An 11,557-nucleotide genomic window follows, 5' to 3' on the forward strand; every position below is an offset into this window, starting at 1 on the left:
GGCTGCGTCCCCTCGTCATCAACAGGTCCGGCGCGTGCGGCGCCGGCGATCACATCGGCATTTCCTGGGCGACTCGGCGAAGGAAGACGTGACGTACTGCATGGCGGGAGCTTAAGCGCGATATCTACGGACGTCCGCCTCCCCCTTGCTCCTCGCGCTCACATGTTCATGGGACGCATCGTGGCGTCCGTGCCCTGCAGAAGCGGCGTCACGCCGCCTGCGGCGCACATGAAACGGCGGCCGCTCCACGAGATCCTTTTACCTCTCGTTACGCCTGGTGTGCCGTCATCAGTGGGCCACCGCCAGGCGGCGCACGAGGCCCGGCAACCAGCGGGTGGCGCCGTAGAGGAACTGCCCCTTCGGCGTGGGCACCACCATGAAGCGCTTGCGGGCGATGGCATCGAGGAGGACGCGTGCCACGTAGTCTGCCGTCACCGGTGCGATCCACGCTTCGGCCTCGCGCACCGCGGCCGGCTTGGTCTTGTTCTCGGTGTCGAATCCCGGCGTGAGGGTGGCCGGAGGGCACAGCACGGAGACCTCGACGCCGTGCCTGCGGTACTCGGAGTAGATCGATTCGCAATAGCCGACCACGGCGAACTTGGTCGCGGCATAGGCCGCCCAACCGAACGTGCCCACGAAACCAAGGATCGAGGACGTGTGGATCAGGTGGCCGCTCCCGCGCGCGCGGAAGAGCGGCAGGAACGCATGGCTGAGGTGGACCGTGCCCATGAAGTTCAGGTCCATCATCGAGCGATAGTCCTCCAGGGGCAGCTCTTCGAGATAGGCTGCGACCGCCCGCCCCGCGCAATTGATGACGTGCGTGGGCGTGCCGACCCGGGCGGTCAGGTCATCGCGCAGGGCCAGAACGCTGTCGTGGCGGGAGACGTCGACGACAAGCGTCTCGATGGTGGCGCGGCAGCCGGACATGCCGACCAGTTCGGCGCGTGCCTGGTCCAGCGCCGCGACGTGCCGCGCGGCGATGATGATCCGGCAGTCGAGCATGCACAGCCGCCGCGCGATGGCCAGGCCGATGCCTTGCGACCCCCCGACGATCAGGACTGTGTCTGAATCACGGATTCGACCCATCGAATTCTCCTTGTTGCAATGCCCGCACGTACTCAGATGATCTGCAGCGCCTTGGCGTGATGCGCCAGACGCTCCAGGGCATGGTCCATCTGCTTCGGTTCGAGTCCGCTGGTCACGCTCAGCCTGATGCGGGACTGTTTCTCGGGCACCCCCGGGAACACGACCGGCGTGACGACGATGCCGTCGTCATAGAGGCAGCTGCAAAGCGCCTTGACCTTGAGATCGTCGCGGACCATGACGGGAAAGATGGCCGAGGCGCTGGCTCCGATGTCGAAGCCCAGGGCACGCAATCCGCGTCCGAAGTACTCGACGTTTCGCCACAGGCGCTCGCGGATCGAGGGTTCGTCGTCGAGGATGCGAAGGGCCTCCAGGACGGATGCCGCGACGGACGGGAGCACGGATGCCGAGAACACATAGTGCCGGCTCGCCATCTGGAGATAGCGGATCAGCCGGCGCGATCCCGCCACGAAGCCGCCGACGCTGCCCAGGCTCTTGCTGAAGGTGCCGGCGACGATGTCGACCCCGCCGAGGATGCCGAAGTGTTCCGCCGTCCCCCGCCCTCGAGCGCCGAACACACCGGTGGAATGGGCCTCGTCGAGCATCAGCATCGCGTCATGGCGGCGTGCAAGCCTGACGATGTCCGCCAGCGGCGCCAGGTCGCCGTCCATCGAGTACACGCCCTCCACGACGACCAGCCGGTTGGCGTACTGGCTTCGCGAGCGAACCAGGATGCGCTCGAGCGCGTCGAGGTCGTTGTGCGCGAAGGTCCGCATGGGTGCGCCGCGGCAGCCTTCCATGACACTGCCATGCACGCAGCTGTCCACGATGGCGAGGTCGTTGCGCCGCAGCAGCGCCGACAGGACGCCGCAGTTCATGCCGAAGCCGGAGCTGTACAGCAGCGCGGCTTCGCAGTTCGTGAAGGCGGCGAGTTCTCGCTCCAGCCTTTCGTGCAGATCGGTGTTGCCGATGGCGGCGGGCGACGCGCTGGTTCCGGCGCCGTAGCGCTGGGTCGCGGCGATGCTGGCCGCGATGGTCGCCGGGTGCCGGGACAGGTCCAGATAGTCGTTCGATGCCAGGTTGATCACCTCGACGACGCGTCCGCTGTCGCGGTCCAGCAACCTGGCGAGGCCTGCCGAGCCGCCGGTTCTCACTCGCCGGTAGTGGTAGTGCCTGCGGCGCACCAGGTCGTCGACATACGCCGACAACTGCTCGAAGCGCTCGGCGAATGCCAAGGTGTCCTGCTGCGAAGCGACAAGGAACTCGTGCAGGCTCGAATGCCGCGAGTCGATCGGGCCCGTGGCCTTCGTGCGGCGGTCGTGCTCGTCGTGCGCCGTCGTCGCCACCCGGCTGCTGCAGTTCTCGGATTGATCCAGCACGTGAAGTTCCTTTCAGGCGGCGACGGGGTGGGCATGCCGTGGGCCCTGCTCATGGGCGGGCCGGTCGCTGCGGGCGACCGCGTCGAGTCGGCCGCCGACGTGGGCTGCGTGCGCGGCACTGCGCTGGAGCTTTCCACTGGTGGTTCGGGGAAGGCTGCCCTGGCTGACCAGCACCACGACGGCGGGGCGTACGCCGTGCCGCTGGGCGACCTCCGCCATGATCGCGTCGAGCACGGGCTGCGGATCGCTGCGCCATGTCCGCTTGATCTCCTGCACGATCAGCAGCGACTCGCGTCCGTTCTCTTCCAACGGCAGCGCGACGCCGGCATGCCGCCCGATCGCCGGATGGCAGGTCTCGACCGTCGCCTCGATGTCCTGGGGGTGATGGTTGACGCCGCAGATGACGATCAATTCCTTCAGGCGCCCGACGATCGTCAGCCCGCCGTCTCGAACGAAGCCGAGATCGCCGGTGCGCAGGAATCCTGCGCCGGCATCGCCGGCAATCCGCGCGTTGAAGACACGCTCGGTTTCCTCCGGCAGGCCCCAATAGCCGTGCGCAACGCTGCTGCCCCGGACCCAGACCTCGCCCACCCGGTCCGCGGGACACGGCCGCAGGGTGTTCGGGTCCACGATGACCACGTCGAGTCCGGCCAGCACCTGCCCGCAACTCACCAGCCGTTGCGCCGGCTCGGCGGCCTGCGGGGCGGCGACCCGGCCCTGCCCGAGTGCAGACGTTGCCACATTGACGACGCGTGCCGGCTCGCCTTCAGGCCCGCCCGACACCATCAGGGTCGCCTCGGCGAGCCCATAGCACGGGAAGAACGAACGGCTGCGAAAACCGCACGCCTCGAAACGCGACGCGAATCGCTGCAGCGTGTCGGCGCACACGGTTTCGGCGCCGCAGAAGGCCACCTCGAGGCTGCTCAGGTCGAGGCCGGCCAGTTGCTCCTGAGGCACCTTCTCGAGGCACAGCTCGTATGCGAAGTTCGGCGCCCCGGTGACGGTGGCCCGGTGCCGCGTCAGGGCCTGCAGCCACATCAGCGGATCGGACACGAATGCGCCGGCCGGCATGAGTGTCATCGGACAGCCATTGAAGAGCGGGCCGATCACGCCGGTCATCAGGCCCATGTCGTGGTGCAGGGGCAGCCAGCTGACGCCCACCGTGCGCTCGCTCAAGCCCATCGCCCGGCTGATCATCGCCGCGTTCTGCAGGAAGTTGCCGTGGGTGATGCATACGCCCTTGGGCGTCGCGGTGGATCCGGAGGTGTACTGGAGAACGGCCAGCGAGTCACTGAGGGGCGCCGCATCGATCCAGCCGCCGGATGTGCGGGCTTCGAGCTCGTCCGGCGTTCTCAACTGCAGCGCGGCAAAGGCTTCGTTCGTCGCTTGCAGTTGCACGAATCGCTTCAGCAGGGTGCCGGGCACGATGGCCATCCTGGCACCGGCGTTGCGCACGATGGATTCGGAGCGCGCGAGCGCACGCGACAGGTGCGGCGGACTCAAGGGAACCACGACGGCGCCGGCAAGGAGAATCCCGAAGAACGAGATGACGAAATCCGCGCCCGTGCCGACGTACAGCAGGATGCGTTCGCCGCGCAGGCCGGCCGCCTGCAGCGAAGCCGCAACCCGCTGCGCACGCTCGTGGAGTTCGCCGTAGGTGATCGGCGGATCGCCGGCGTCGCCGCGAGCAAGGAATCGATACGCCACCCGACCACCGCACTCGCGCGCCCGCGCTGCAAGCAGCTGGGTCAGGGATTCTGCAAATGCGCTGCGCACTGGCATCTTGGACTCCATGAATCGATCTCCGGCCCAGGTTCACTTGACGCGCACGACATCCGTCGCCACGCCCAGCGCGGCGAGCAGCCTGATGGCGGCATAGCCGATGTCGATCTCGTACCAGTGCCGGCCGAAATTGGCGGCCCCGGCATTCGCGTGGTGGCTGTTGTGCCAGGACTCGCCCAGTGACGGCACGCTCAGCCACCAGACGTTCCTGCTGGCGTCATCCGTGTCGTGGCTGCGCCTTCCGAAGGCGTGGCAGACGGAGTTGATCGCGTAGACCACCTGCAGGACCGCAAATTGCCGAAAGAACCCGGCGTACATCACGGCACTCGCGGCGGCGGCCGGCGACCCCGTCAGCAGTGCCGCGATGGCGCCGGGCAACAGGATCGAGGCAACATGGACACGCAGGTAGTGCTTCTCCATCCGCACCAGGGCTGCATCCCTCAGCAGGTCGGCCGCCAGTACGCCGGGGTTGGCCTTCCTGTTCATCAGCATCCAGCCGACATGGGCGTGCAGGAACGATCGCGCGCTGATGCTGCCGGTCTTGTCGAGGGGGCTGTGGGGATCGGAGTCGGTATCGGTTCGGGCGTGGTGCAGGCGATGGTGTGCCACCCAATACACCACCGGCCCCTGCCCCGCGGTGTAGCCCAGCACCGCCAGCAGCGCGCGCCAGAACGGGCCCACTGCGAAGCTGCGGTGCGCGAAGAGGCGGTGATAGCCGACGGTGATGCCCAATCCGCTGGCGAGGTAGAAGAGGACGAAGAGCCCTGCATCCAGGCCGRACACGCCCCACACGAAGGCGTACGGAACGGCAGCAAGGCCCATGACCGTGGACACCAGCACGGCCGCGGCGATCGCCAGCCGCTCCTTCCTGTGCGCCTGTGGCCGCAAGGTGAGATAGAGATCGCGATGGGGCTCGACGATCATCATCTTCAGTCCAGGCAGGCCGGCGCGGTCACGGCGACAGTCCTGGCTGCCATCCGGTCGAAAAGGTAGCGGGCGAGACTGTCGACCGTGGCGTGCTCGTACAGGATCGTCAGGTCCAGCATCAGGTCGAGGGATTCCTCGATGTGGCCGACGAAGGCGGTGGCCTCGATGGACGAGAGGCCCAGGTGCTTCAACGAATGCTGCGGGCCGATGGCCAGCGCCTCGCAGCCTGCCTGCCTGGCCAGGGCCTGAATGACGCAGTCCTGCACGTCATGCAGCGAGAAACTCTTGTTCGTCATGGCGACTCCTCGTGGTTGAGACCCGGCGGGCTGGCGCTGCGGGTGTCGCAACGATAGGCCGCGAGCCGTGTCCGGAGGTCTCGTCGAGGTCACATTTGGGTTCATTCCACGTGCCGTCCGGCTATTCGCGACACAGCGCTTCGATGAGCGCGCACCAGTCGCCGAGGCTGAGCGCAGCCCAGGGCGCCGGGATGCCAATCGATCCTCGGCCGCTGTCGGGATGGGTGGAGACGACGCGATTCGACGTCACCGCGTTCAGCAGATGTTTCCCAAGATCCGTGAGCGTCGCATCGCCGCCCCGCGCGCGGCGGGTGTCTTCGTCGGCGCAGATGATCGGCTGGGCTCCCCGCTCCGGTTCGAACTGCGCCGCACAGCGGCCGGACGATGCGCGTGTTCCCGCAAGCTCCAGATGACGCTGGAGCATCTCGACCAGGGTCGACCTGCCGGCGCCGGTGCCACCGGTCTTCGGGCCCGGCCAGGACTCTCCACGCCAGCAGACGTCCACGTTCGCCACGAAGCGGTACCCGCGCTGGTTGACGGTCTGGATGAAGCGGCAGTGCTTCGCATCGTCTGCCAGCGCCGCGCGCAGTCTCGCCACGGCGCCCTTGAGCACGGACGGGCTGACGAATCGGTGGGTCCAGACGGCGTCGAGAATCTCATCGTGTGCGACCAGGCGTCCCGCGTGCGCCACCAGGTACGACAGCAACGCGAAGTTCTTCGCAGGCAAGGGAACGCGTTCTTCATCGCGCCACAGCGTGGCGTCGAGCGGATCCAGCCGGAAGGGCGGAAAGACGTACTGGCACTGCTGCAACATCGATGGGCCTCCTTCGCGCAACATCGTCGCGCGGTCTGCAAGGGGGCGCTTCCCATGAACATGGGAAATGATGCTCAGGTCTGCAGGCTCCCGCGACCTCAGGGGCGCGCAGGCGTCGAAGCCGCCTGCGCTGGTGGTGGCACCGGCAACAGAATCTCGACGCGCGTACCGTGGGCTCCCGTCACGACGCTCAGTGAGGCCGAGAGCGCCGCGGCGCGCTCCCGCATCGAGCGCAGTCCGTTGCCTTCGTGGCCGGACATGCCAAGGCCATCGTCGCTGAGGCTCACCTCGATACCCGTGGCCACGCCGCGCGCGGCCAGGGTCACCGTGGTGGCCTGGGAATGCTGCATCACATTGGACAGCGCTTCGAACAACAGAAACTGCAGGTGGCGCATCGCGTCGTGGGTTCCTGTCGGCCAGAGCGGCAGTTGCCTCACATCCCAGTGCAGCTCGACGCCGGAGGCCTCGATGCGCGCCTGGAGCCGGTAGCGCAGGCTGGCCAGCAAGGCATTGACATCACCCTCCGGCAGGTTGATGGCGTCGATGGACAATTTCAGCTGGCTCATTGACTCGCGCAGTGACTCCAGGACCTGGCTGGCGGAGATTCGTCCGCCTTCGAGCTGGCGCATGGCACTTGTCAGGAGCGAGCCCACGCCGTCGTGCATGTCGCGCAGGATGCGCGCACGTTCGGCAGCCACCGCCAGCGTGCGGTCGCTGCGCGCCAGCTTGTCCAGGGATTCATGCAGCTGGGCCTCGCGTTCGTGCACGAGTGCGGTCAGGTCTCCGTTCAACGCCTCGACCGCGCGGTGTGCGCGGCTGTGCTCGCCGGCGATCATCCAGCCCAGTGCCGACACCAGCACCGGCGCGACGTAAGGCAGCGCATGGACGTGCCCGAACGGCAACTGCCCTGTGACGACCATCAGGTCGTGTATTCCGGCCAGCCATGTTGCCGTCACCACCGGCACGAGCACGAGGCCGTCGCGCTGCGGGTGCGTCGCCAGGCTGCGCAGCATCAGCACCAGCGCCCAGCCGCCGGTGCCCAGCACGGGCACCATCAAGACCGCGTGGACAGGGTTCACGCCCTGGCCATGCGCAGGCGCSATGGCCACGGCAAGCGCTGCGAGCAGCGAGAACGCCAGTGCGCCTGCTTCGAGGCTTGGGATGCGCCGCCCGGCAAAGCGCAGGCAGAACAGGTTGATCAGCATCATGGACCACAGCCTCATCACGACGATCAACCACTGCCAGGCCGCGTCTGGCATGGGCGGGTCCTGCATCGTCATGTCGACATTGCTGAGACCCCAAAGAATGGTGCCACCCGCAAAGTAGCCGTAGTGCATCAATTCGCGTTTGCGCAGCCACACGAACAGGATGAACAAGCCCAGGGCCACCACGAACGCATTGGCGGCACTGACCAGCGTGTTCTGCCAGAACACCCGTTCGCCATGTCGCTGTGCCATGGCGTCGACCGTCCCGATCAGCATGGGCGCCAGGCCGCCGCGGTGCCCGGCGGCCGCCCGCACGCGGACGTGAACCACGTTGTCGCCGGCGACCCAGGCGCGGTCGGGAATCGGAAACAGCAAGGGCGTGTTCCAGTGCCGCGTGAGCCCCTCGTCCATGCGTCCGGCGCGTCCCGCCAGGACACCGTTGACCCAGAGGTCGGCATTCATGCTGACGCGCGGCAGCAGCAAGGCCCATGGCCCGTCCGGCGGGCCCGCCAGACGCACGTTGAAGCGATACCAGGCCGTGCCTTCCAAGGCCGGGCGCGACAGCGCCCAGGCATCGGGCAGACGGCCGGCGACCCAGGGCGCCTCACCGCCGGGTGGGGTGCGCGAGGCGCTGACCAGCGCGTCGACCCGCGTGACCTGCACGGGCGACATGCCGCCGCCCAGCGCAAGAACCGGCGCCGAACCAGGCTCGGTGGCCGTACGGCCCGCAGGCCCTGTCGAGTCCGCCGTACCGCACAAGGGGAATGCCAAAGCCACCAGGCACCGAAGGAGCCAAGGGCGCAGCACGGGCTCAGCCCCGGGATTTCAGGCTGCTCAGCAAGCCCATGCGACTGGCCTCGAACACGGCCTCGCTGCGCGAATGGACGGCCAGTTTGCCGTAGAGGTTCTTGATGTGCGTCTGCACCGTGTGCATCGTCACCCCCTTCAGCTGCGCGATCTCGGCGTACGACAGGCCTCGGGCGATCAACTCCAGCACCTCGGCCTCGCGCGGAGAAAGCAGGTCGGCATTCAGGGCATCGGGCGCCTGCGGGGCCCGCGGCGCGACAGTCTGGCGCAGGCGATCCAGCACCTTGCGCGCGATCATCGGCGAGATCGGCGAGGCGCCGCCCTTGACGTCCAGAATGGTCTGCGCCACATCGGCCGGCGTCGCATCCTTGTGGATGTAGCCCACGGCGCCGGCCTCGACACAGGACAGCACCGTGTCCTCGTCGCCGAACACCGACACCACGATCACTTCGCAAGCCGGCTGCGTCGTTGCCAGATGACGCAACAGGTCAATGCCGTTTCCGTCCGGCAGGCCCAGGTCGGTCAGGAGCACGTCGGCGGTGTGCGAGTCGAACCAGTCGCGCGCATGCGCCAGCAATCCGAATGACGCCACCAGCTGCAGCGAGGAGTGGCCGGCGACGCATTCCTCGAAGTAGCCACGAATTTCCGCATCGTCTTCGAGCAGCGCTACCCGCCAGCTGAGTGTTGCCATGGCTAGATCTTCGACTGATTCATGGGCCGGAGCTTAAGGCGCGCGCGCGCCCTGGCGGCAAACCGGGCCTGCGGGCTCACATATTCATGGGAGGTTCTTTTTTGCGACGTGACGCACAAGCCTAGACCAGCCGCTCGATCTTCGACTTGCGCCACACCAGCCGGTAGAACGCCGACTGCAGCACGAGCATCGAGACGAACGCGATCGGGTACGACCACCAGACGCCTTCGAGGCCGATGCGCTGCGACAGCCCGTAGGCGGCCGGTACCTCGATCGCGACGATGCAGAAGATCGAGATGGACATCGGCACGAGCACGGTGCCCGAGGCGCGCATGACGCCGCTGACGACCGACGCGCAGCCGAACACGACGCTGCTCCACAGCATGATGTGCAGCAGGGACTGGGCCAGCTCGATGACCGGCTGGCTGGTGATGAACAGCGCCATCAGGTGGCGCGAGAACAGGTAGCCGATGACGACCAGCGTGCCGGTGATCACGAGGTTGAGCACGATGCCGGTGCGGGTGATGGCCCCGAGCTTGTCGGCGCGGCCGGCGCCGATGGCCTGGGCGCCGAGGATCGACGCGGTGATCGCGATCGACAGCGCCGGGAACTGCACGTAGTTGACGACCTGGTTGACGGCGCCGTAGGCCGCGGTGGCGTCGGAGCCGAAGCGGTTGACGAGGGCGAGCAGCGCGATCTCGGCCAGCGAGATGACGACCATCTGGATGCCGGTGGGCATGCCGATCTTCAGCACGAGCTTCAGCAGCTGCGGCTGGATGCGCAGCGAGCGCAGCAGCTCGCGGTCGGGCGACAGTGGGTGCCTGGCGCGCCGCAGGTGCACGAGGAGGTAGAGCAGGGCGGCGATGAACGACACGATGGACGCAGCGGCGGCGCTGGTGACGCCGAGCTGCGGCAGCCCGCCCCAGCCGCGGATGAAGGCGGGTGTCATCACGCACGAGACGAGGGTCGACAGCAGCAGCGCGTAGAGCGGCGTGACGGTGTCGCCGACGCCGCGCAGCAGCTGCGTGATCAGGATGAACACCATCAGCCCGGGCATCGCGAGCATCATGAGCCGCGCATAGCCGACGGCATCGTCGACCACGTCGGCGGGCGTGCCGAGGGCATGCAGCAGATGTTCGGTGAACACGCCGCCGAACAGCGCGATGACGAGGCCGACGCCGAAGCCGAGCGTGATGGCGGTGCCGGCGATGGCCTTGACCTTGTGCGTCTCCTTCGCGCCCCAGGCCTGGCCGATCAGCACCGAGCCGCCGGCGCCGATGCCGATCACCAGCGTGATGAAGAAGAACACGATCGGGAAGACGGCGGCGGTCGCTGCGAGGGCCCGGGTGCCGAGCATCTGGCCGACGAACACGGCGTTGAAGGTGCCCGACAGGCCCTGCAGCACGTTGCCGACGATCATCGGGCCGAGGAAGGCGAGGAAGATGCGCCACAGGGGGCGCTGGTCTGTGGCGATCGATGGTCTGGTCATGGGGTCGGGATGATGCCAGTGTTCGTTGACTGCCGTGTTGCGCTCAAGCGGGCAAGCTCAGCGCCGCAACAAGCCCACCGTCCGGATGATTGCGCAGCCGCACATCCCCGCCGTGCTCACGCGCAATGCGACGCGCGATCGACAGCCCGAGCCCCGACCCATCGGCATGCATGGTCCGCCCGTGCTCCAGCCGCACGTACGGCTCGAAGATCTCCTCGAGCGAATCTTCCGGCAGCCCCGGCCCGTGGTCCCGCACCAGCACCGAGCACTTGCCATCGCCCAGCTCGGCACCGACCTCGATCTCGCGGCCGTAGCGCAGGCCGTTGTCGATCAGGTTGCCCAGCGCACGCTTCAGCGCCAGCGGCCGGCCCGTCACCGCGATCGGCGGCAGCGACACCGCGATCTTCGCGCCCGAGGCCAGCGCCGCCGAGGTCAGCCGCTCCACCAGCCGGTCCAGCCGCACCTCGGCCAGGTTCTCGTGCACGTCGCTGTCCTTCACGCTCTGCAACGCGCCCTTGACCATCATGTCGAGCTCGTCCAGGTCCTCGTGGAAATCGGCCCGCACCGCGTCGTCGTCCAGCAGCTCGGTGCGCAGCTTCAGCCGCATGATCGGCGTCTTCAGGTCGTGCGAGATGCTGCCGAACAGTCGCTCCCTGTCTTCGACGAAACGCTGGATGCGCGCCTGCATCTCGTTGAAGGCACGCGCGGTGCGCTGCAGCTCCACCGTGCCGGTCTCCGGCACCTGGTTCGGGTGCATCGCGTTGCCGAACTCGCTGGCCGCCTGCGCCAGCCGCGACAACGGCCGCGTCAGGCTGCGCGCCACCAGCAGCACCAGAACCAGTACCGTCATCAGCGTCGCCCCCTGCAGCAACAGCCGGTCGCTGCTCAGCGGGTTCGCGTTGTCGAGGAAGTACGGATCCGGCAAGGTCGTCGCCAGCAGCAGCCAGCCGCCCGGCTCGATCTCGGCCTGGATCACCAGCAGCGGCGCCGGCCGCGGCCGCAGCAGCAGCAAGGCCTCGACCCAGCTCTCGGGCAGCTCGCGCAAGCTGCGGCCATCATCGGCCACCACCAGCGTGTCCGGCCA

General features: G+C 67.7%; 10 protein-coding genes. All 10 read right to left on the reverse strand.

Features of this window, described 5'->3' with window-relative positions; translation table 11 throughout:
- Window positions 1-288 precede the first annotated feature (288 nt).
- Window positions 289-1,086 carry an SDR family NAD(P)-dependent oxidoreductase gene (locus AC1D12_RS12385; RefSeq protein ID WP_477840674.1) on the reverse strand — a complete coding sequence of 266 codons (798 nt, stop codon included), beginning with the start codon at window positions 1,084-1,086 and terminating at the stop codon, window positions 289-291.
- Between the two features lie 32 nt (window positions 1,087-1,118).
- Window positions 1,119-2,462, reverse strand: a complete 1,344-nt coding sequence (locus AC1D12_RS12390) for an aminotransferase class I/II-fold pyridoxal phosphate-dependent enzyme (RefSeq protein WP_477827519.1) — start codon at window positions 2,460-2,462, stop codon at window positions 1,119-1,121.
- A 12-nt stretch (window positions 2,463-2,474) separates the two neighbouring features.
- Window positions 2,475-4,256 (reverse strand): fatty acyl-AMP ligase, encoded by a 1,782-nt coding sequence (locus AC1D12_RS12395; RefSeq protein WP_477840676.1) that lies wholly within the window; start codon window positions 4,254-4,256, stop codon window positions 2,475-2,477.
- Window positions 4,257-4,277: 21 nt separating this feature from the next.
- The gene (locus AC1D12_RS12400) at window positions 4,278-5,168 is read right to left on the reverse strand and encodes an acyl-CoA desaturase (RefSeq protein ID WP_477840678.1); all 891 of its coding nucleotides are present in this window, start codon (window positions 5,166-5,168) and stop codon (window positions 4,278-4,280) included.
- 5 nt (window positions 5,169-5,173) lie between these two features.
- Entirely contained in the window at window positions 5,174-5,467 is a 294-nt protein-coding gene (locus AC1D12_RS12405; RefSeq protein WP_465112177.1) for an acyl carrier protein, read from the reverse strand.
- Window positions 5,468-5,588: 121 nt separating this feature from the next.
- A complete protein-coding gene (locus AC1D12_RS12410) occupies window positions 5,589-6,281 on the reverse strand; it encodes a winged helix-turn-helix domain-containing protein (RefSeq protein ID WP_465112178.1) in 693 nt (230 codons plus the stop codon).
- Between the two features lie 98 nt (window positions 6,282-6,379).
- Window positions 6,380-8,158 carry a sensor histidine kinase gene (locus AC1D12_RS12415; protein ID WP_477840680.1) on the reverse strand — a complete coding sequence of 593 codons (1,779 nt, stop codon included), beginning with the start codon at window positions 8,156-8,158 and terminating at the stop codon, window positions 6,380-6,382.
- Between the two features lie 139 nt (window positions 8,159-8,297).
- Complete coding sequence (locus AC1D12_RS12420) at window positions 8,298-8,984, reverse strand: response regulator (protein WP_465112180.1); 687 nt, start codon at window positions 8,982-8,984, stop codon at window positions 8,298-8,300.
- Between the two features lie 121 nt (window positions 8,985-9,105).
- Window positions 9,106-10,473, reverse strand: a complete 1,368-nt coding sequence (locus AC1D12_RS12425; RefSeq protein WP_477825819.1) for an MATE family efflux transporter — start codon at window positions 10,471-10,473, stop codon at window positions 9,106-9,108.
- A 43-nt stretch (window positions 10,474-10,516) separates the two neighbouring features.
- A partial coding sequence (locus AC1D12_RS12430; protein WP_477840683.1) for an ATP-binding protein occupies window positions 10,517-11,557 on the reverse strand: 1,041 nt, incomplete at its 5' end.

The sequence above is a fragment of the Rhizobacter sp. P1_G5 genome, from assembly GCF_056405435.1.

Coding starts and splice junctions, on each gene's coding strand:
- AC1D12_RS12385 (WP_477840674.1), bottom strand. CDS start 1,086: ATGGGTCGAATCCGTGATTCAGACACAGTCCTGATCGTCGGGGGGTCG.
- AC1D12_RS12395 (WP_477840676.1), bottom strand. CDS start 4,256: ATGGAGTCCAAGATGCCAGTGCGCAGCGCATTTGCAGAATCCCTGACC.
- AC1D12_RS12405 (WP_465112177.1), bottom strand. CDS start 5,467: ATGACGAACAAGAGTTTCTCGCTGCATGACGTGCAGGACTGCGTCATT.
- AC1D12_RS12410 (WP_465112178.1), bottom strand. CDS start 6,281: ATGTTGCAGCAGTGCCAGTACGTCTTTCCGCCCTTCCGGCTGGATCCG.
- AC1D12_RS12420 (WP_465112180.1), bottom strand. CDS start 8,984: ATGGCAACACTCAGCTGGCGGGTAGCGCTGCTCGAAGACGATGCGGAA.
- AC1D12_RS12425 (WP_477825819.1), bottom strand. CDS start 10,473: ATGACCAGACCATCGATCGCCACAGACCAGCGCCCCCTGTGGCGCATC.